General features: G+C 32.0%; 30 protein-coding genes and 2 pseudogenes. 26 read left to right on the plus strand and 6 right to left on the minus strand.

The features are described 5' to 3' along the window. The first annotated feature begins 15 nt into the window (after positions 1 to 15). The 6 genes and pseudogenes from HWV59_RS26215 to trxB all read left to right on the plus strand — a co-directional run bounded on the left by HWV59_RS26215 (position 16) and on the right by trxB (position 4,398). Complete coding sequence (locus tag HWV59_RS26215) at positions 16 to 741, plus strand: cytochrome c biogenesis CcdA family protein (protein ID WP_019380828.1); 726 nt, start codon at positions 16 to 18, stop codon at positions 739 to 741. Continuing rightward, on the plus strand, positions 738 to 1,304 hold the full coding sequence (locus HWV59_RS26220; protein WP_016204386.1) for a peroxiredoxin family protein: 567 nt from the start codon (positions 738 to 740) through the stop codon (positions 1,302 to 1,304). Before HWV59_RS26215 ends, HWV59_RS26220 begins: the two co-directional genes overlap by 4 nt. Before the next feature lie 26 nt (positions 1,305 to 1,330). Beyond that, positions 1,331 to 1,930, plus strand: a complete 600-nt coding sequence (locus HWV59_RS26225) for a class I SAM-dependent methyltransferase (RefSeq protein ID WP_016204385.1) — start codon at positions 1,331 to 1,333, stop codon at positions 1,928 to 1,930. Between the two features lie 47 nt (positions 1,931 to 1,977). Then, positions 1,978 to 2,127 carry an SHOCT domain-containing protein gene (locus tag HWV59_RS26230; protein ID WP_019380829.1) on the plus strand — a complete coding sequence of 50 codons (150 nt, stop codon included), beginning with the start codon at positions 1,978 to 1,980 and terminating at the stop codon, positions 2,125 to 2,127. 22 nt (positions 2,128 to 2,149) lie between these two features. Further along, positions 2,150 to 3,322, plus strand: a complete 1,173-nt coding sequence (locus HWV59_RS26235; protein ID WP_235991913.1) for an MFS transporter — start codon at positions 2,150 to 2,152, stop codon at positions 3,320 to 3,322. A gap of 124 nt (positions 3,323 to 3,446) precedes the next feature. Then, positions 3,447 to 4,398: pseudogene (gene trxB, locus HWV59_RS26240) on the plus strand (thioredoxin-disulfide reductase). A gap of 102 nt (positions 4,399 to 4,500) precedes the next feature. Here trxB and HWV59_RS26935 read toward each other — a convergent pair. Further along, entirely contained in the window at positions 4,501 to 4,638 is a 138-nt protein-coding gene (locus HWV59_RS26935; RefSeq protein ID WP_019380831.1) for a hypothetical protein, read from the minus strand. Positions 4,639 to 5,130: 492 nt separating this feature from the next. Between HWV59_RS26935 and HWV59_RS27200 the strand changes: the two are divergent. From HWV59_RS27200 to HWV59_RS26275, 7 genes and pseudogenes are all read left to right on the plus strand, one after another. Beyond that, positions 5,131 to 5,277, plus strand: a pseudogene (locus tag HWV59_RS27200) (restriction endonuclease); the annotation flags it as partial. Positions 5,278 to 5,521: 244 nt separating this feature from the next. After that, positions 5,522 to 5,794 (plus strand): DUF2187 family protein, encoded by a 273-nt coding sequence (locus HWV59_RS26250; protein WP_102232670.1) that lies wholly within the window; start codon positions 5,522 to 5,524, stop codon positions 5,792 to 5,794. A 25-nt stretch (positions 5,795 to 5,819) separates the two neighbouring features. After that, entirely contained in the window at positions 5,820 to 5,966 is a 147-nt protein-coding gene (locus HWV59_RS26255; protein ID WP_235991915.1) for an aspartyl-phosphate phosphatase Spo0E family protein, read from the plus strand. Between the two features lie 27 nt (positions 5,967 to 5,993). After that, positions 5,994 to 6,356 (plus strand): hypothetical protein, encoded by a 363-nt coding sequence (locus HWV59_RS26260; RefSeq protein ID WP_102232671.1) that lies wholly within the window; start codon positions 5,994 to 5,996, stop codon positions 6,354 to 6,356. An 8-nt stretch (positions 6,357 to 6,364) separates the two neighbouring features. Next, positions 6,365 to 6,886: a hypothetical protein gene (locus HWV59_RS26265; RefSeq protein WP_102232672.1), complete on the plus strand. Its 522-nt coding sequence runs from the start codon at positions 6,365 to 6,367 to the stop codon at positions 6,884 to 6,886. A gap of 19 nt (positions 6,887 to 6,905) precedes the next feature. Beyond that, a complete protein-coding gene (locus tag HWV59_RS26270) occupies positions 6,906 to 7,043 on the plus strand; it encodes a hypothetical protein (protein WP_175640773.1) in 138 nt (45 codons plus the stop codon). 43 nt (positions 7,044 to 7,086) lie between these two features. Then, positions 7,087 to 7,233 (plus strand): hypothetical protein, encoded by a 147-nt coding sequence (locus tag HWV59_RS26275; RefSeq protein WP_175640774.1) that lies wholly within the window; start codon positions 7,087 to 7,089, stop codon positions 7,231 to 7,233. A 42-nt stretch (positions 7,234 to 7,275) separates the two neighbouring features. Here the strand turns inward: HWV59_RS26275 and HWV59_RS26280 are convergent, their stop codons facing one another. Further along, the gene (locus tag HWV59_RS26280) at positions 7,276 to 7,443 is read right to left on the minus strand and encodes a hypothetical protein (RefSeq protein WP_102232734.1); all 168 of its coding nucleotides are present in this window, start codon (positions 7,441 to 7,443) and stop codon (positions 7,276 to 7,278) included. Positions 7,444 to 7,563: 120 nt separating this feature from the next. Here HWV59_RS26280 and HWV59_RS26285 point away from each other — a divergent pair, with 120 nt between their 5' ends. The 13 genes from HWV59_RS26285 to xerS all read left to right on the plus strand — a co-directional run bounded on the left by HWV59_RS26285 (position 7,564) and on the right by xerS (position 18,411). Next, on the plus strand, positions 7,564 to 8,040 hold the full coding sequence (locus HWV59_RS26285; RefSeq protein WP_102232673.1) for a hypothetical protein: 477 nt from the start codon (positions 7,564 to 7,566) through the stop codon (positions 8,038 to 8,040). 104 nt (positions 8,041 to 8,144) lie between these two features. Next, on the plus strand, positions 8,145 to 9,119 hold the full coding sequence (locus HWV59_RS26290) for a hypothetical protein (protein ID WP_102232674.1): 975 nt from the start codon (positions 8,145 to 8,147) through the stop codon (positions 9,117 to 9,119). A 6-nt stretch (positions 9,120 to 9,125) separates the two neighbouring features. Further along, on the plus strand, positions 9,126 to 9,257 hold the full coding sequence (locus tag HWV59_RS27590) for a DNA-directed RNA polymerase subunit alpha C-terminal domain-containing protein (RefSeq protein WP_102232735.1): 132 nt from the start codon (positions 9,126 to 9,128) through the stop codon (positions 9,255 to 9,257). Positions 9,258 to 9,722: 465 nt separating this feature from the next. Beyond that, entirely contained in the window at positions 9,723 to 11,324 is a 1,602-nt protein-coding gene (locus tag HWV59_RS26300; protein WP_102232675.1) for a PDDEXK family nuclease, read from the plus strand. 54 nt (positions 11,325 to 11,378) lie between these two features. Then, entirely contained in the window at positions 11,379 to 12,119 is a 741-nt protein-coding gene (locus tag HWV59_RS26305; RefSeq protein WP_102232676.1) for an abortive infection family protein, read from the plus strand. A gap of 52 nt (positions 12,120 to 12,171) precedes the next feature. Further along, entirely contained in the window at positions 12,172 to 12,696 is a 525-nt protein-coding gene (locus tag HWV59_RS26310) for a restriction endonuclease (RefSeq protein WP_235991916.1), read from the plus strand. Between the two features lie 21 nt (positions 12,697 to 12,717). Next, complete coding sequence (locus HWV59_RS26315; protein ID WP_102232677.1) at positions 12,718 to 13,179, plus strand: site-specific integrase; 462 nt, start codon at positions 12,718 to 12,720, stop codon at positions 13,177 to 13,179. Between the two features lie 87 nt (positions 13,180 to 13,266). After that, the gene (locus HWV59_RS26320; protein WP_235991922.1) at positions 13,267 to 13,779 is read left to right on the plus strand and encodes a tyrosine-type recombinase/integrase; all 513 of its coding nucleotides are present in this window, start codon (positions 13,267 to 13,269) and stop codon (positions 13,777 to 13,779) included. A 95-nt stretch (positions 13,780 to 13,874) separates the two neighbouring features. Then, the gene (locus HWV59_RS26325; RefSeq protein WP_102232679.1) at positions 13,875 to 14,756 is read left to right on the plus strand and encodes a hypothetical protein; all 882 of its coding nucleotides are present in this window, start codon (positions 13,875 to 13,877) and stop codon (positions 14,754 to 14,756) included. A gap of 585 nt (positions 14,757 to 15,341) precedes the next feature. Beyond that, entirely contained in the window at positions 15,342 to 16,226 is an 885-nt protein-coding gene (locus tag HWV59_RS26330; protein WP_102232680.1) for a DUF3800 domain-containing protein, read from the plus strand. 21 nt (positions 16,227 to 16,247) lie between these two features. Then, complete coding sequence (locus HWV59_RS26335) at positions 16,248 to 16,550, plus strand: DUF3895 domain-containing protein (protein WP_102232681.1); 303 nt, start codon at positions 16,248 to 16,250, stop codon at positions 16,548 to 16,550. Positions 16,551 to 16,577: 27 nt separating this feature from the next. Further along, on the plus strand, positions 16,578 to 17,201 hold the full coding sequence (locus HWV59_RS26340; RefSeq protein WP_102232682.1) for a hypothetical protein: 624 nt from the start codon (positions 16,578 to 16,580) through the stop codon (positions 17,199 to 17,201). Positions 17,202 to 17,283: 82 nt separating this feature from the next. Then, positions 17,284 to 18,411 (plus strand): tyrosine recombinase XerS, encoded by a 1,128-nt coding sequence (xerS, locus tag HWV59_RS26345; protein WP_175640776.1) that lies wholly within the window; start codon positions 17,284 to 17,286, stop codon positions 18,409 to 18,411. Between the two features lie 58 nt (positions 18,412 to 18,469). Here the strand turns inward: xerS and HWV59_RS26350 are convergent, their stop codons facing one another. From HWV59_RS26350 to HWV59_RS26365, 4 genes are all read right to left on the minus strand, one after another. Beyond that, positions 18,470 to 19,003 carry a hypothetical protein gene (locus HWV59_RS26350; RefSeq protein ID WP_102232684.1) on the minus strand — a complete coding sequence of 178 codons (534 nt, stop codon included), beginning with the start codon at positions 19,001 to 19,003 and terminating at the stop codon, positions 18,470 to 18,472. Between the two features lie 49 nt (positions 19,004 to 19,052). Then, positions 19,053 to 19,451 (minus strand): hypothetical protein, encoded by a 399-nt coding sequence (locus HWV59_RS26355; protein WP_102232685.1) that lies wholly within the window; start codon positions 19,449 to 19,451, stop codon positions 19,053 to 19,055. A 29-nt stretch (positions 19,452 to 19,480) separates the two neighbouring features. Then, positions 19,481 to 20,209, minus strand: a complete 729-nt coding sequence (locus HWV59_RS26360) for a hypothetical protein (RefSeq protein WP_102232686.1) — start codon at positions 20,207 to 20,209, stop codon at positions 19,481 to 19,483. Positions 20,210 to 20,298: 89 nt separating this feature from the next. Further along, on the minus strand, positions 20,299 to 20,628 hold the full coding sequence (locus HWV59_RS26365; protein ID WP_102232687.1) for a hypothetical protein: 330 nt from the start codon (positions 20,626 to 20,628) through the stop codon (positions 20,299 to 20,301). Positions 20,629 to 20,636 lie beyond the last annotated feature (8 nt).

Here is a 20,636-nt window from a genome sequence, read left to right on the forward strand (position 1 = left end):
ATAGGTGGGTAAGAATTGGAAAATATCACAATATTTTTTGCATTAACTGCAGGGGTACTTTCATTTTTTTCACCTTGTGTGTTTCCATTAATTCCTGCATATGTTGCTCATTTAACCGATGGTTCAGTAAAAGATGGAAAAGTAAATACCCAGAAGAGTGTCCTGTTTTCTCGTTCAATAAGTTTTATCTTTGGATTTAGTATTGTATTTGTGTTACTAGGAGCTTCAGCAAGTGTTGTAGGACAAATATTTTTAGATAATAAGAAATTAATTCAAATGATAGGGGGATTCCTCATCATTATTTTTGGGTTACAGATGCTTGGTGTGTTTAAAATAAAGTTTTTAATGACTGAAAAACGGTTTGATTATAATAGGAAGTCCAAAGCTAGTTCTCTAAAATCATTTATCCTTGGTTTAGCATTTGGATCAGGATGGACACCTTGTGTAGGACTTGCTTTATCGTCCATTTTATTACTGGCTAGTTCAACTGAAACGATTTATTCTGGCATGTTTTTATTATGGATATACGCCTTAGGTCTAGGCATTCCTTTTCTCATGTTATCTTTTCTTGTGACATACTCTTTAAATGTGATTAAAAGAATCAATAAGGTTTTACCAAAGCTTTCGTTAGTTAATGGAGTAATCCTTATCATAATGGGATTGTTATTATTCACTGGTCAAATGGAAAAGATCAGTGCTTATCTCTCTACATTCACGATTTTTGAAGGAGTGGGATTATGAACAAACAAATACTCGTCTTAGTAGGTTTGATTGGTCTTTTAGGTTGGGGAGTATATGACTATGCATTTTCAGAAAAAGACAATATGGATGAAACCTCCCTTAACAATCGAATAGAAAATAATGATTTAATTAGTGGAATAAAAGAAGGAAATTTGGCACCTGAATTTCAACTCCAGACTTTAGAAGGAAGAGAAGTAAAACTGTCTGACTATAAAGGAAAGAAAGTCATTTTAAATTTTTGGGCTACTTGGTGTCCTCCTTGTAAAGCTGAAATGCCTCATATGCAAGAATTTTATCTAGATCAACAAAATGAAAATGTAGAAATTTTAGCAGTTAATTTAACTACTGCAGAAAAGAACACAAATGATATTGGAAAATTTGTAAAAGATTATGGATTAACTTTTCCAATACTGCTTGATACTAAAGGCGATACAGGAGAAACATATCAAGCTTTTACGATCCCAACAAGTTATATAATTGATTCGCAGGGGATTGTTCGAAAGAAAATTGTCGGACCGATGGATAAGGAAATGATGGAGCAATTAATAAAAAGTATTGACTAAAAAATTAAATCAAAGGAGAACAAGCTATGAATTCCTGGAATGATCGATTTAAAAATGAGAATTATGTTTATGGAACTAATCCAAACGTATTTCTTGCGGATGTCCATAAAAAATTAAACCTATCAGGAGATGCATTGGCTATTGCTGAAGGAGAAGGTAGAAATGCAGTCTACTTGGCGCAACAAGGAATGAATGTAACTGCATGGGATTATGCGCAATCCGGACTGGCTAAAACAGAAAAGCTTGCCAAGGATAGAAATGTAACAGTTCAAACAAAGCTTGTAGACTTAAATGAAGCTAACTGGGATAAAGAGCAGTGGGATGAATTGATTTGTATTTTTGGTCACTTTCCAGAGGCATTACGTACAAAAACACTTGAAGGTGTTAAAGATGCAGTTAAACCAGGTGGTTATTTTATTTCAGAGGTGTATTCGGTTTATCAGCTACCATACAAAAGTGGAGGACCACAAAACGTAGAACTACTTTATAAACCAGAAGAGTTTTTAAGCGTTTTTTTTGATTGGCGGATTGTTCACTTTTTTATGGGCGAGGTTGTAAGGAATGAAGGAGAACTTCATAATGGTTTGTCACATGTTATTCAGTTTGTGGCGCAAAAAAGAGAATAAAATAACTTTGGAGTTGCCTTCAGCAACTCTTTTGGTGGTGAATACAAGTGGAAAATACAATGGAGAATATAATGTTTTATGGTATGGGTGGATTAATTATGACCATTTTTTGGGTAGTTATTTTTGTTGGTGGAGGCTATTTTGTATACACATTCATGAAAAATAAAGAAAACGGACATGAAGATAACACAAAATAGTCGTGAAATGAGTGAATTGATAATGAAAAATCCTATTTTTATTGTTTTATTTATGAATACCGTCTTCTCAGGTGTGTTAGCTTTTTCAAACTTATATATAAACATTTTTTTATGGAATCAAGGAGCAAGTCTTTCTACTATAGGAGTATACAATGCCTCGGTTTTTGTATCTGTGTTCATAGGAACAATGATAGGGGCATATACGATGAGGTGGATGAATAGTCGAATGACGTTTGTTTTATCTTCTTCCTTTCTACTAGCGGTGTTCGGATTACTCATAAGTAAAGAAGAGAATGTAATAGGATATATTATCATTTTAGGTACTTTATATGGTACAGCTGTAGGATTGTATTATTCTGGATTTAATCTTTATTCAATATTATTAACCAACCCTGAAAATAGGCAACTTTTTATGGGGATGGAGCAAGGTATGAACCGGATCACCGCAGTCTTAACACCATTAATATTTTCTTATTTAATTCTTTATTATGATTATAATGAAACATTTCGATTAATATTTGTTATGTTGATTATTCAAGTGATTATAAGTTTATTTACACCAAAATATAAAAGCAACTTCAATATTTCATCCTTACGGTATAAAGATATATGGAAGGAGTATAAAGCTGTTCTCGTTTCTATAGTGGCTTTTGGTTTCTTTCAAAGTATAATTCAACTCGCATCCAGCATTCTCTTATTTCAATATGTTCAGAAGGAAACGATTGTTGGATGGTTAAACACATTATTTGCAATTACAGGAATCTTAACACTTGTTTTCATAAGCCGTCCACGACTTGTAAAAAGTAGAATGAAGGTAACGTATGTAGGTGCTATATTAGCGACCGTCATGACTATTTTTTTATTTTTCCCGAGTTTTTCAACATTGATTATTTTTAATGTATTGGCAGCAATTGCTTTACCTCTAATATGGATCCCGGTTAGTGTTATTCATTATACAAAGATTAAGGAGCTAGCTTGCGAGTCAGAGGTGGATTGTGATATTGGATTAACGGCTCACTATCTGTTAATTAGGGAGTTTATGCTCAATGTGGGGCGTACTTCCTTTTATTTATTCCTTATTATGGGGCTAGATTTTACACAGGGATATCATTACATACCAATCTTTTTATTTTCTTTGGTTATTCCACTAGTAATATATATATGTAATAAAGGTCTGTTTAGAGAACTAGGTTAATTGTTATGGAATTGCTAGTGTAGTAACTCTTCCTACCTTTTAGTTTTATTTTACTCCTTGGGTAAATAAAGAAAAGATGGGATAAGATAATCGTAAAATATTAAAATCAGTGGAGGATATAATCGTGGAAAAAGTCGTTATTTTAGGAACGGGTCCTGCAGGTTTAACAGCTGCTATTTATTTAGCAAGAGCAAATATGAAACCAATTGTTATAGAAGGAGATCAACCAGGCGGCCAATTAACACTAACAACTGAAGTTGAAAACTTTCCTGGTTTTATTAATGGCATTATGGGACCAGAACTCATGGATAATATGAGAAAACAAGCAGAACGTTTTGGAGCTGAGTTTAAAAGAGGATGGGTAACTAACGTTGATTTTTCGAAAAAACCGTATACCTTACAAGTAAACGGAAAAGCAGAAATTGTAACAGAGTCTCTCATCCTTTCAACAGGTGCTTCAGCTAAACTTTTAAATATTCCTGGAGAGAAGGAAAACATCGGGCGAGGAGTGAGTACCTGTGCAACCTGCGATGGATTCTTCTTTAGAGGAAAAAAGGTAATTATTGTAGGCGGTGGGGACTCTGCGATGGAGGAAGCAAGTTTTTTAACTAAATTTGCAAATGAAGTCATTATCGTGCATAGAAGGACTGAACTCCGAGCCTCAAAAATTATGCAGGACCGCGCAAGAGAAAATACAAAGATTACTTGGGAATTAAATAAAACACCTATCGAAGTTTTGGCAGGAGGGAATGGCGTTACAGGTTTAAAAGTGAAGAATAATGAGTCTGGAGAAGATGAAGTGATACAAACAGATGGGATATTTGTAGCGATTGGACATACACCTAATACCGGTTTTTTAAATGGTCAAATTGAAACCGATGAAACGGGTTATATCAATGTTAAGTCTGGAACAACAGAAACGAATATTCCTGGAGTTTTTGCATGTGGGGATGTTCAAGATAAAAAATACCGGCAAGCCATTACAGCCGCAGGTACAGGTTGTATGGCAGAATCTAGATGCAGAAAGGTACGTAGAAGGTAGTGCTGTTCACGACTGGAGTAAAACATTTAGTTGAGTGGATAGTAAAAAACATTACAAAAAGTAGAAAAAACGAGATTGAATCTCGTTTTTTTAATTAGAAGTTCGTTAAATTATGTTAAGTCCAATTTCTATTTCCTTAATCTCCATAAACATCTACTTTTTCTACACTAGTTTGTAGTAATGGTTCAGCGCCTTGGGGTGGAATTGAATCAATAGTATCCCTAATGTTTTGAATCGACTTCTCAGGTTTTTGCTTCTGTATTAACATCGGCAATAATTTTTTCCATTCAGTCCTTTCCTTTTCTTCGTTAAGGTCTTCTATTTCGATTAATCCAGCAGTATATGCTTCTTTTTATGGGCGAAGTTTTACTCCAAGAGGGGGAGCTTCATAATGGATTGTTTCACGTCATTAAATTCGTAGGGCAAAAAAGAGTATCGGTAAAAAAGAATGTATTATTGATCGAGACAAATGCAGATTAGAGACAAGCAATTTTTTCCCATGATATGGTGAATATAGTATAAAGAGGGAAAGCTCTAAATAAAAAAAGTAAAGAAAGGTCCTTTAATTATACATAGAATTTCTTTACTGCACAGTACAAAAATACTGTTCAACAAGAAAATTATATTCTACAATCAGGCGCTTTAATTGAGAAATGAAAAAAGCCTAGTTTCTTCACAGTTAATTGAGAAATTAGGCTTTTTGATATTGAAATTTCCTTAACGTTGTAAATCCGCATTTTCCTGACGCTACCCCTATTACAAGGCAGATGAAGCTTGGGTTGTTTCTAATAATTACTTTACTTCTCAAGCAATGAAACTAGCACAATCAACCAATACGAGATTAATTGACCGTAATAGACTAGCTGATTTAATCTTAACCGCCAAAGATTCCGCAATTAATAATGTGAATTAATTATTTATTATTATCAGACTATTAGCCTGTCAAACATAATAATTGGTGGATAGGGACTAGTTAAAATGGGTTTACCTCCCAACACAAAAATGGTAAAATAACTCTAGTATCTTTGTGTATAATTCAAAAACTAACTTAATATATTCAAATACAATGGGAAAAACCCACGAATAATGAATAGACTTTTTTCTAGAAAGGTCCGTTCTTAATCGTGGGTTTTTTGTGTTATTAGGAGGACTAGAAGATGAAACAACAGAAAAACTACTCAAAAAAGAACGCATTAATTGGTGACACTGTTCAATTCGAGAGAAAAACAATGACATTTTCATGTAAGGTAATTGCTCTAAGAGAGAACTCAGTTATCGTGGAATTGTCTGAACTAGATGCAAAAAGATTAGAAGTGGAAAGTACAAGAACAGTTGTGAATCATAAGAATTATAAGATTAAGAAGCGAAATTCTATACCTGCAGCTCCAACATTTTCTTATGTAGATTCCTATTGGAGTGTTTCAAAATAAATTAACCGGTGAGGAGTGACTTCTATTGAGAGTTAATAATGACCTACTATCGTTAATTGAATATAAAAGACAACTAATGATTCAAGTAGCGGTTAAAAATGGACTTTCACACCACAGAACCATCAAAATAAGCCAGGAGTTAGACTATTTGATGAACAGGTTAATAATGTAGACAAAAAATAAGGAAGGGACACTTTTTATGTTCTGGAAACTTTACTTCTGGTCAATGGTTTCAATCATTTTCATTACAAATCTTCACACTTTAGGTGATCAATCATTGTACCAATTATTCGAACTTGTTGTTTCACTTTTGGCTTTAATAGGGTTATACGGCAATTCCCATAAAAAGCGTATATTCAATCAAAAAATGAGGTACGGAATATTCTTATTATTCGTCTTAACTACATTAGTAACAGATAAGATTCTTATTAATCAATTACAGCTTAAGATATTTCATATTGTCTCTGCTGTTGCCCTACAAACAATATTAATTGCCCCTTTAGTAATAGGATTATATAGATATTCATTTTCAGATAAAAGATATAGTGAAAAAGCTACTTAGGAGGAAACATGAAACGTATATTTATAATTCTTAGCCTTATATGTGTCGTATCAATAATAGCTGGATGTTCATCAAAAAAAGAAGCGCCTTCATCAAATTCACCTTTTCAAAAAAGTTCGAATCAAGGAGTAGTTATGGATGAAGCTACGATTAAAGAGTTCGAAAAATATTCAGGAAAGTTCGAAGAAACGTTAAAGCAATCCAACGACTTGTTAAGAACATTTAATAGATCGTTAGATGGTTTATATACAGGAGACAACTCGGATAAACAATTCGCAGAAATTATGAAAAAGAATATTGAGAGTTCTAGAGAGTTAATTGCTACTGTAGAAGAATATGAAGTTAGTTCAGCAGTAACAAAATACAATCAAAGTCTTATCACGTACCTTAATCAACAACACCAATTATTCTTAGAAGCTGTTGATATGGCCATTAATGAAGATATTGATAAAGATCAATTGAGAAGTGAATATTTAGAAATAAAAACGATACAAACAGAAATTGAGACTGCATTTTTATCAGGAGAATAGGAAAGGGGAGTTTAATCATATGAAAAGTAGTACATGGTTAACGCCGGAAGAAATAACTCAAAAGAAGTTGAGACAGAAGCGGTTACTTGTAGTTGCAATTCCATTTATTGCTATTGTTCTTGGATTTGTATCTTCTTTTATTGCAAATGAATTATAAGGACTATTATAATAGGTATATATACTTATTTTAAGGAGATCCAATGGTAACTAAGGATGAAATGATCTTATTCATAGAAGAAATCTATATGCTAATAAAAGAGTATAAAAGATGTACCGATGAACAGATGAAAAAGCAGATTTATCGAGATATCTTACAGTTAAGTGAAGTAATTAGTGAAGAAGTATAGAAAAGCCTATTTCCGTTACAAAGGATATAGGCTTTTTTCATTTTAAATGCTCTTCTTCATTCCACACTTTCTACATTCTCTTAGAAAAACAAAGTTCTTCACAGAGCTTTTAAACAATGAGTTATTACAATTATCGCATCTTCCACTTTTCAAATCGGGATATTCTCGGTAATCATAAACTATATTAAGGTCATATTGCTTTTCAATTATCTGTTCCTCGTTTGTATGACTTATAGACAAAACATATCACCCTTTATGAAATAATTAACTCACCTATCATACCATATCGTTTAGAATAGAATTAGATGATTTTTATATAGGGGAGATCAAATGAAAACAGATGTAGGGGAATATATTGTTGGTGCTTACTTAAAGTCTATGAAAAAATGCGATTTTATTGATTACAATGTTCGAATTCCTGGTGGTGGATTAAGAGGGCTTTCCGAACTAGATGTGGTAGGTCTTGATTTCAAAACAAATACTGCATACCTATGTGAGGTAACTACCCATATTAGAGGACTATTATACAGTGATAATAAGACCACTGTACAAAAAATCAGACAAAAACATGAAGTACAAAAAGAATATGCTGATTTAATTTTAAAAGACATTCCTAATAGAGTTTATATGTTTTGGTCTCCATATGTACCTACAGGTTACATAACAGAAAATTTAATGTGCATAGAAACATTGGAATTGGTTATTAATCAAGATTATACCAGTTGCATAGAAGAAATGCGTACTAGCACGAATGATTTAGGAAATCCTTTTCTACGGACATTACAAATTTTAGAGCATCTAAGATAAAATATAAAAAACCACTTATTCTTGACGTAAGTCTTAATTGATAAATTTATTATCAATAATATAAAGTCATCGAAGTCTTAAAAAGAAAGGGGTTAGAGCCATAAATGCCAATTTACAGTAAAGACCTTAAATCATTTAGAAAGAAACATAATATCAAATTAAAAGATATTGAACGAAATGTTTTTTTAAATAGTAAAAGATTATACGAAATTGAAGATTCTGTCGAAATACAAGACCAAGATAAAGCCGATACTCTTATTCGCTATTACTTAAAAAATATAAGGGATAAGGCTATACGTGAAAACGCTAATGTATCCTTACGTACTTCTCTGCTCTTTTTAGAAAAGGAGCAAAAAGTTGTACTTAAAGAAATTAATGAATTAGAAAATAGAATAAATGAATTAAATGCAAGATATAATGAGATTCATAACGAAATTTCACAACTAAATAAAAGTATTGGTGAGGACCGACTATCTTCACCAATAAAGGTACAGGACGATTTAAAGCAAGATGGTTATCCTATTAAAGGTGTCGGGACATCTATTACAACTTCTTACACATTCGAACCTGGATTCTATACTTTTCATATTGATTCAATCAAAGACGGGGCTTCATTTGAGATATATTCAGAACAGGTAGACGATATTAAAGAAAAGGATCATTGGCGCTGTTTTGAACATATAAAAAACTTCCATTTTTATGTGAAAGAAAGATCTGTTTTGTGTTTTTACATTTTTACTGCCGAGGATATGGAATGGGAAGTGAAATTATTAAAACTAAATGGTGATCTTCTATGTCAAGTACAGGAGAATTTAGAAATAGACTTATCTGAACTAGAGGAGTTAGAGGAGGATATTGTTTATCAATTAAAACGTAACTTTATTAAAACAATAGGTGATTTAACTAGTCAGACTCCAAAATCTATAGAATTGTCATTTGGCAATGACTATAAAATACAGATTGAAAATGCTTTAAATACAAGCGGGTTATCCTTAAAACAGATTCAAGATGAAGAATATGATGATTACTCAATTGATATATTGAATCTGTCTAAAAGAGCCAGTAATTTATTAGAGTGAGCTAATATATTCACTATCGGAAGATTAATAAATCTTGATAAAGAGGGTTTAGAACAAATAAGACATCTAGGTGAAGGTTCATTAAGAGAGATTAAATATAGCCTAAATAAACTTGGTTTAACCCCTAAATTTACGTAATAAATGTTTTTTGTTATGAGAGTTGATTGGCTTATATATGGTATAATATAGAAAGTTACAATGCAGGGTATGGGCAACGGTGGTTACTCCGAGGCAGATCGGTGGTGATTGCCGTGTTTGTCACAAGAGATGAATTAGATACCATGATTGCGTTTGCTGCTTTAGTCGTTTCAATTATTGTCGCAACGAGGAATAGCGGAAATAAAAACGACTAGCCCACCCTAGCATTGGCGTGCGGGTAATGGACTAGTCATATGTCTACTTGCCTCAGCCACCGCAACTTTACACTGCGGAGTAACTGAAATGTGAAGGCGGTTGGTGTATCAGCACCAATCGTCTTTTTAGTATATGTTGTTAATTTCATAATATACGAATAATAAACTCTTATCAAGTTATTGATTTTAATTCATATAATAATACATTAATTACTAGAAGGAATTATTATAATCCTGGGGGAAACTTACGATGTTGGAATGGGAATATGTCGATAAAGATATTGTAGCTCAACATGAAGATCATGTTTTTCGTCTTAGAAAAGAGACGAAAATAATAAAAATTACACAACCATACCATGACAAAATAACGTGTGAAATATTTAAAATACAACTTAGAAAAAAACAAAATATAAAATTTGAGGATTTAGGATATGAATTTCTTTTAGAAGAGGGAGATTACATTTATATAAACAAGAGAGATTTTGTCGATTGTGATGTATGGAGTAATCATAATGAAATTGTAGATCGTTTAGAGCAAATATTATTAGCACTCGGGTTTATTCAAACAACCGCTCCTAAAATAAAAAATACAAGTTCACCAGACATTCTAAGAGCAGCTTCATATGGAATAATTAGGGCGTTAAAAGAAAATCAATTCTTAGAAACGATACCTGAATACAATATGTATTTTTTAGAGGATATGTTTTTAAGACTGTTGAGCTATTGGGAAATATCTCACAATCCCAATGAATATATGGCAAAAGACAAATCGGAAAGCGAAATAAAATTAAAAGAATTAGAAATTGAAATTAAATTTCTAATGAGTAAACCTGATCTTTACTTTAATTCTAACTGGAAAGAGGTATGGGACTCACAAAAACATCTGCATGACGAAGACTGGATTATAATGGAAAAGGAGGTAGAGAAAGAAGAAGATCTTTTCTTAGAAATCGAAAAAAATGAGCGAAAGGGCACTTGGACAGAAAGTAAAATTTCTCGAAGAATTGAAGAAGGACATGGACAAGGAGAGAAAGATGGTTATAAATCATGGTTGACTTCAGACGGCCTACCGGAGAACTTCAAAGAATCTTCACTTTTTGGTAGAGGTTGGACCTTAAATCGAGGTATAAGACGCTTGGGTGAATTAGATCAAGGGTATTTTAATGTAATTGATTGGGAATCAAATTATATAGATTTAAGAGAGTATTTTCCTTTAAATAGAGAACGTACCCTGCAAATAGCGAAAGAATTAAAAATTACCCATATCAAAGATAAATCGACCAAAACACCAATTGTCATGACCGTAAATTTTCTAATTACATATCTTGAAAATGGAGTAGAAAAACAGAAAGCTATCATTACTGGATGGAGTGACAAAGTCAACTCCAAAAGGTTTAAAAACCAAATGAAGATACAAGAAATTTATTGGAACGAAAAGGGAGTTGAAGTTCAATTAATTACTGAAAAAGATATCAATTGGACTTTAGCAAAAAATTACTACAGATTATCTCATGACAAGTATGCAAGTCATTACATTATTTCAGAGGAAAGCTGCAAGAATACGATAAATACACTTGAGAAGTATAAACAAACCTATCCAAATGTATCCCTTACGGAATTTGCTAAACTTGCTAGTGTGGAAGAAGCGGAAGAAAATCCTGGTACTATACTTTTTTATCTTCAGTTTCTCATTACTAATAATGTAATTGAATTTCCAATAGAAGATATTCCATTTGAATATCATAACCCTATATCCCTGTTAGATATTAAGACTAAATGCTTTACAATAGAAGTAATCCATGAAGTACCATCAGTTTTTCCTGATAACGTGTTAACAATCACTAACTACTAGTTACTAAAGTAAGATCTTAAAGCTTATAAAAAGTGTGAATTTATAGGAGGTACTATGAATAATAAAGAATTACATAATGATGTACAGCTTTTAAAGACAATCTTAACGTCAAGAGCAACAGGTGGAGTATCCTCTGATTTTGACTATGTAAACCTTAGAGCAAGGTTGATCAAGTCTCCTCTTAAAGATAAACTTCCTGATTTTATTAATTATTGCCGAACTTTAGATGAATTTTGGGGACATATTAAACAAGAATTTGGAACGTATCAAGAAAGAAGAAATTACCTTAGAGATCAATTCCATAATATATTATTCTTTCTAGAGAACCAATCCGATACTGTAATGGACGAAACAAACACCTTCTTTGAGGAAGAGGTAACCTTTGAATATATTCAAAATACATGGAAAAAAGCTTTATCACGGAAAGAAGAAGATCCCGAAGGAGCCATTACTACAGCGCGTTCTTTACTTGAGTCAGTTTGTAAGCATATTCTTGAAGAATCAGGAGTAACAGTTGATGAAAAATGGGAAATGCCTAAACTATATAAGGAAACACAATTAATTCTGAATCTTTCACCTGATGGCTATACGGAACAGATATTTAAACAAATCCTATCTGGCTGCTCTAGTATTGTAAATGGTGTAGCATCACTTAGAAATAAACTAAGTGATGCGCATGGAAGAGGTACAAATGTTATTGTCCCTGATAAGAAACATGCGAAAATGACAGTGAATTTATCAGGAACAATTGCAGAATTTCTTCTTACGACGTGGGAAGAACAAAATAAAAAGTAAGAACCCTTGATGATATTCTATAAGGAAGAAAATTTAAATAAGAGGTAGGAAAATGGACTTTTTAGAAGGATTCAAAATGAGCTGGGAGTTACTATGGGCAATGTTAACTGCTGACCCTAAATTCACTTTAACATTAGGTGGAGTGATAATTGGTTTAACAGCAATTCTAATATTAATTGAATTTTTAAAGAACCTAAAGTTAAAGAGATCTGGAATGTTAGAAGTTGATAAAATGAGAGGGCGAAGATTTGAAGAATACCTTAGACTTTTACTCGTTCATAGAGGTTATAAAGTTAGACTTACACCTGCTACAGGTGATTATGGAGCGGATCTAATATTAACGTTGAACGACAAAACAATCATTGTTCAAGCAAAGCGATATAAAAAGAAAGTAGGGTTAAAGGCTGTACAAGAAATAGCAACGGCCAAAAGTCATTATAAAGCTAATGAATGTTGGGTAATTACTAATAATTATTTTACTAAGCCAGCTGTCGAATTAGCTTCATCGAATAAGGTAAGGTTAATTGATAGAAACCAACTAATGAAATGGATGCTTGAAAGAAATAAGAGCGCATAGATTTCGGGAGTATATATATGGTTGGGCAGAATACGAATTACAAGATTAATCTTGTTAAAAGCACTTTCTGAAAATGAGGGATACAAGAATAGTGTGGAAGAAGGAAGTATTCTTGATCTAATAACCTCTAAAGAATTTTTACTCCAAGTAAGTGATATAGGTATAGAAATGATCATCAATACTCTAAATATTGAAACTCAGAAAGATTCAAAAGAATTTCCAGTAGAAGAAGACACTATTAATTCTGTTTCCTCTATTATACAAAGATTCGAAAATGAATTATATCAAAATGAAAAGTCAGATAACACGATAAAGAGCTATATTAATAGTATAAATAAGTTTAAGGAATATTTAGATGGTACTGATGAAAACTTACTAACCTTCACTCAAGAAGATGCTATAAGGTACCTACAAGAAGAATCTAGGAGGCTAACTCAACCAACCATAACTAAGAAAATGTCAGCTATTAATGCATTTTCTTAATACCTTATGAAGCCTTTAAACATTAAAGCGAAGAATTTAGAATTTGCCAATAACAAGGAAGTGGATATAGAAGATCGCCCATTGATAATGTTAAGTGAAAACGTTCAGCACCAAATTTATGAATATGCTCGTAGAACTTGGAAGAAAAGGAGTATTTCAATAGTTTTATTAACTCTTGAAACAGGGATTAAGATATCTGAATTAACCGCGTTGAATAAATCGAACCTTGAAACTATAAATGGAAATACATATATATACGTATCATCCGGTTTCGGTGTAAAACGAAAGTTGCCAATCTCAGATGAACTTTACCAAATGAATAGGGCGAGCATAAAACAGAACCCTGAACATCCAGATGCTTTATTCGTATCAAATCATGGTGTAAGAATTGGTATAAGGGCCGTTCATTCAAGTTTGAGAAACTTTGGAATTAGTTCACAAGTATTAAGAGATACCTATATATTTAATTTAATTGAAGAAGATGTTGACACGTATGAAATTGCGCAATTAGCAGGACTTCATATAACAGATGGCTTAATTAAAAAGTTTTATTCAGAATCACTTATACTTCAAGATGAGTTTATCGAAATAGCAAATTAAAGGTTAATGGTGACAGTAGTTTTCGTAGTTATCACTTCTTATCATTAATTGTATGATTCTAGATTGTCATTTTTTGAAAATTGGGGGCAAGATAAATGGAATTAATTTTAGATAGCAGAGAAGATAAGAGTTTAGCTCAATTATGCAAGTATTTGAATAGTCCTATTCGAAGAGTAATTTATAGAAACGGTAATGGTTGGTTGGAGCAGGTTCTAAGTTGTATAGGACTTTCTTCTCTTGCAGAAGAATATGGAAATTATTTCGACCCAAAAACTTATTTTAGAGGCTTTACAAATGATAATGATTTTTTCAATCCCGAATTGGGAATGATGAAACTCTGCAATAAAATTAAATCTGAGAAAGAGCTTTTAAATGAGTTACTCAATGAAATTTTTAAGAGATTGGATGAAATTGAGGATTCTTCTCATTTAAACCAAATTCAGAATTGTCTTGAGTTATTGGGGTATGCTTTGCAGATTAAAAATACGGATATGGGGGACAGCTACTCGCTACAATATTTCTCTTCGGGTGAGGTTGAAAGACAAAGTGATATGTCTGTTATGAGGCTGGAACTTAATTTAGGCTATGCAGAAGTCCTTAGACATTATAATGAGGGGTTAGAAACGTATAGTAATGGCAATTTCAAAAGCTGTATAGATAATTGTAGAACAGCATTTGAAAAAATATTCTCGAAAATTGATACTGATAATGGTGATTATTTAAGAGGTATTCTGTATGCTACGGATGAAAAAATCATTCATGAGGGTGCGGAGCTTAAAAGTAAAAATAAGATTTTTAAATATTGGTTAGATAAGAACAAAGGTGCTAATAGATACCGAATGATGGCAACTTTATATAGTGCTATGTCTGGATTGGGGGCACATGGAGAAGATAATCCTTCACAGGAAGATGCGTTAATGATCTTGAGAATGACTGAGGATGTATTCTTATGGTTGATACAAAAGAATCGTATCTAGTTTACTAGAAGTGTTATGAACATAAAGTTTTGTTTGTTGAAAACTAAGTTATATCCTGAAATCACTCTTGAACCCTATACCCAAAAATAGATATACGCCGAATTTTAAAAGTAAGTTGTATTCCGATTCATAAGAACATCGATTACGCTATTTAAAAGTTAGTTGTACTCTAGGAATAACGGACCGATTAATGGAGTGCCACGAATGCTTTAGATTATAAATTACTTTCAAAGGGAACACCTTACTTTTAATAGAGTGCAACTTAGTTTCAATAATACAGAGGGAGGAAACTCCCTAATATTTTTGAAGTTTAACTTTGCGTTAAATAATAATTTAACGAACAATTGAATAGACATTCAGAATATATGTTTGCTATAATGGTAATATAGACCAAAATAAAACAGGTTAAGTAAAAATACTCAACCTGTTAATAATTTATGTATTTAGACGGATTGATTTTCACCGTACCTCGGTACGGGTAATCTTTCAACCCTACGTAGTACTAACCGTATCTCGATACGGGGCTACAACGTAATATTACTATATAATATTTAATAGTTAGCTGTCAATATTGGAGGAACAAAAGTGTCTAGTAATCAATTGCAAACAGAAGTAATGAATATATTTTTTGATGAAAGTGGTCAAGATTCTGATAAGCCTACTACTATGGGGGGGCTTTTGATCCCCCATTCAGTTTACTATACCCAAGAAATGAATGATCTTACTAAGAAATTAGAAGAAAAGAAATTAAAGCTACACTGGACTGATTATACAGGAGATGCTGTACTAAGAGAAAACATAAAAGCAGCTATTAGTATATTTTCAAAGATTGCTAGATACACTCGTATGAATGTCATAAGTTATAATCGTTCCTCTCTTGATTTAAGGTATAAATTATCAGATGATCCAGGTAGTAAAAAACTTAGAAGTCGGGAAAGAAAAGAAACTATGAACTACGCAACCTTAATGGTATATACTAAAATTCCCGAAAGAATATTCTATGGCTTGCTTCGCAATTATGGCAAGGATGTATACATAAAAGCTGATATTTATATAGAAAAGGAAGGTAAATATCAAAAATACGACTTAGAGACTCGTCTTAAAGATAATTTAAATACTCAATCTCTTTATCGTGGTGAGCAGTATTGGGTTAAAGATTGCACAATGCTAATGAAAGGTGAAATGATAGGTATAGAGTTAGTGGATTTAATATTAGGTATTATACGCTTAATTATAAAAAATGCCCCTATCCCAAATGGATTAACAGATAAAGAATATCAAGAACAAAATATTAAAGGAAAAGCAAAGAAACATCAACTTGTCATTGAACTCTTAAAGATTAAATCATTCTATCAATTCCTACAAAATATTAAATATTACGAGTGGGATAGTCATAAGGAACTGTCCGAAATACACTTTAATGACTATTTAGACTTGTTTATGGCAAAGAACTTTAGAGAATTTGAGTAATCAATATAAGGAAGTGATTTTTTGAATCAGATATCTTTTGATGAATTATTTATCCAAGAAAAAACATCTTCACCAAAACCTTCTGCCCCTTCTCAATTAGAACGTGATATTCAGGTCATATTGGAGCATGGAGAAACAAGTGCATTAAATATATGTGAAAAACTTATTGCAATAAATTCAATTTCCTCTGATCGTTATTTAACTGAGAAGCCAAAAGATTATTACAAAGTCTGTTGTATATTAGATAGTTTACACAACGAGGGCAAACTAAGATTTATCGAGGATAAGGATAAAACAGATAGAATATATGAACTAATCCTATAACCTACTAAATAAGGAGGAACTTTATTTATGAACTGTTTTGGCAAAGAAAGAAGAAAAGAAATAGTTAGTAAATATAATATAGAACCTATTGCCTATTTAAAATTACTTAATGATGAATTAGAGAGTTGCACAGGTAAAAAAATAACAGAAGCTTATTATACATTCTATTACCAGCATAAAGTAAATAATAATGATAAAGGTACTTTTATCAGTGGTAAAACTTCGGGAAAACACTTTTTAGAATTAATTAATCATACAGGACTTTCTTTATTTAATCCGTTACAAGAAATAGCTACTACAAATGGTCCAGAATCTGCAGGTACGTCTTCCGGTGAGACAAGTAAAGTTAAATGGGATCCTATGGCTCTAGAGTTGTTTAATGCAATAAATATCTTAATTTTTTATTGGGGTAATAGACCATTAACCAATTTTCTTGCTGAATTTTTAATAGATATAAGGAAATATCCATATGCACAGCCTTACGATAAAAGAATTAAGGCAGTAAATACAGTAATTAGTCGGCAAAACCATAATACTATCCAAGGGATGCTCTCTGAATTAAGAAACACTAATCCCTCAATTAAAGAATTTTCTTTTGACACACTACACAAATACCTATTAAGCAAAGATCTTGACTCTTATTTTAAGTAATTTCACAAAATGAATAAGAACAAATGTTCGTTAAAATTTTCTTTAACGCGATTTTCGACAAAATTCTACAGAGGTGAATATTTTGGCTTCTCAATCTTTAGAACATCAAAAACATGAAAAACGGTTAAATACTCACCTAAAAGAATTTCCCGATTATGTTAGAGAATATATCCAGGCACAGAAGAGAAAAAATCGTTCCCCCTCTACCCTACTTGGATATATTCATGACTTCAAAAAGTTTTTCATATACCTTCAAGAAGAAGGTATTACTGATAAAAAAAATATAAAAGACATTCCGTATACAGTGTTAGAACACCTTCGTAAAGATGAGGTAGAATTTTATGTTGATTTTCTTCATGAAGAACAAATTGAGGTTCGTAAAGGTGTATTTAAGAAGAGATCAAGGGCTTCAATCAACCGCAATATATCGGCTCTTACCTCCCTTTTCACATTCCTAACAACTCAAACAGAAAATCAAGAAGGTGAATGCTACTTTTATCGTAATGTCATGAGCAAAATTCCGCTTTTAGGAAGATCAGAAACTGCAAATAGACGGTCAGCTGCAATTAGCTCTAAGATTTTACATAATCATTCTATTACTGACTTTCTGGACTATGTAAAATTTGAATACTTAACTGAAATAGATGGAAAGCAAAAAGAACGGTTCAAGAAAAATAGAGAAAGAGACATTGCTATCCTCTCCCTATTTTTAGGAACTGGATTACGAGTCAGTGAATTAGCAAGCTTAACACTAGATTCGATTAATTATAATGAATTTCAGCTTGATGTTGTTAGAAAAGGCGGTAAAGAAGATACAATCGAAATTCTACCTGAATCGTTGGAGGATTTAAAAGATTACCTCAGCATTAGAAACAGTCGTTACAAAGCAACAGATAGAGATTTCTATATATTTGTTACCAATTATCAAGGTGCTGTAAAGCCAATGTCAGTAAGAACTATCCAAAACCTAGTAGAACGATATACCAAAGCTTTCAACAAAGGACAACGCTCTCTGAGCCCTCATAAGTTGCGTCACTCTTTCGCTGGTGAACATTTAAAGAATAGTGGAGGTAACATCGTTTTACTTCGTGATCAATTAGGGCATAATTCCATTGAAACAACTTCCCTATACACCAACTTAGACCGTAAAGAACATAAAAAAGTGATGAAGAATATAAGTGATTCTAGAATACAAAAAGAAAATAAATAAAATAAGAGCGTACACCGTCAAAGAAGGATGTACGCTTTTATATTTCTTTATATTTACTTCATTTTAGCTCCATTGGCCATATTGTTTGTTCAACTTTATTTTTAAGATTATTCTGTTCTTCCTTACTTAATTTAGAATATAATTCTTTCAAAGCAGTACGCTGAGTTAGGATCACCTCAATTAGATCCCCTTTAGAAAATTTTCTTAACCCTGCCTCAGTTGTTAACCACTCTTTATCGTATCCAATAATCTCTAATAACAGATTATAAACCTTATTATATTCTTTCTCTTTATATTGGACCTGTTTTAATGCTTCATTGTATCCTCTTTTAAATTCACTAGTATGAATCACATTATTAACTGTCTTTGCTGAAGGTGGAATTGTTTCCTCATATTGTGAAATAAGTGTATTAATTTCACTCAATAGAATCATTAAATGTACTTTTGATCTTGATCTAGTACTCCCATTTCTTTCAACATCACTTTCAATATGGCTCTTAATCGTTAAATTAATATCTGCTAGAATTGACATAAAATCTAACTTTTGAGAATCAGCACTAGCATCACTTCCGTAATCAATTGCTTTTTGCACAATCCTATTTTCGCTAATGTCATTTCTAATTTTAATCACCTCTTAACTATTAATTCTTTTTTATTCGATCAATGGGAATATCGGATGTAAATAAATAGATATTTAACAATTTATTTTTATAATTATTTAAAGCAGCTTCCCAAAAATAAAATTCACTTTTATAACCTCTAACAAAATATTCAAAATACCAGAAAATATCATTTTCCTTTTCTGTTGGAAAAACTACTTTTATGTTAAGTTCCTTCATTATTTGTTTGACCATTTTAATATCTCTTAGAACTTTCTTTATAGTTGCGTCTAATAATGATATGTAGGGTTCATTGATTTTTACAGGTATACGTTTAAATGTAAGTGAGTCAAATTCAAGATCATCTAAAATTAACGTTAGATATATATATACGGAAGCTATGTTCTTATCATAAGTTGTAATAGGTTCTTTAATATCCATCCACCAACACCCCACAATATTAAGCGTAATTATGATTGATTTTTTTCTACAAGCTTAATTACATCTTGAATAAACACCTCTTTAGTTATTCCAAGCGGTATAACAGTGAACAGATTCAGTTGAAATTCTTTTAATTGATAACGCACCAGGTTATTTATTTTAATTTTTGGAATACCGTACTTAAAACAAAATCTATGTATATCAATGTCATACCTAAATACAATAGGAGCAGCTGCACCGTTAAACAAGTCTTTACTAGAAACTAAATCATTGTGAAATTCATTTATTAAGGTCATATCTTCTTCTACATTAGAATAATTTAACCCTTGTTTGTTATCCAATACTTTACTCACTATTAAAGATATTTCTTTGTTGTCTAAGTTGATTAATTTTTCTCTAATAAAACTAGGAAAGTCCTCGAAAAGTACACGTTGATTTTTTTTAATACAAAATGAATTTTCTACTATATATCGATTATAATCTTCCTTGGATATAAGTAACCTCTTTTTAAAATAATCTAAGAACTCTTCGCGATCACCGAAAAATTTAAAACAAGCTTGTTTCGCGTATGTCGTAAGGACCACATGTGATACTTCTGGAACTATCTTAGTTCGTGCGTAATCATAAGTAACAGCTAGATGGTTTGCTATATCTTGTATGGTTAATGTATATCCTTCCTCTATGTATTCCACGACCTGTTGAGCGAGAGCCACAGTAGGAACCCCTTTATGCACAAGCATGATCCTATAGCCTGACACACAAACACCCCCTCATCTATATTAGTAATATTACTAACATATAATTGTTTAAAAAAGAAAAAGAGAATATCCCCTCTTTCTCTTCATTCTTATAGAATTGATAATTTTTTTAACAAAACTTCATACTCTTCACAAGCATCTTCTAGCACTTCCCAATACCTTTGTTCATCAAGACTTGTTAAAAAGTTATACTTGTTAATGGACTGATTTATTAGGTCTCTATGATCATCTGTAGTATTCTGTTTAACGTAATGCGGAGTCAAACTAGCACAGAAAGCTGCAAATGCACACCTATTTGTTAGACCATCAGCTTCTATTAACCCACTCAAATGATTTGTATTTGAATCCTTGCTTTCAGGTAGATTCAAGCTTATTTTAACCAAGCGTTCTATTCTTAAGCATAAATCCATATGATTCATTAATAACC

It is taken from the genome of Metabacillus schmidteae, from assembly GCF_903166545.1.
GTDB classification, from domain to species: domain Bacteria; phylum Bacillota; class Bacilli; order Bacillales; family Bacillaceae; genus Metabacillus; species Metabacillus schmidteae.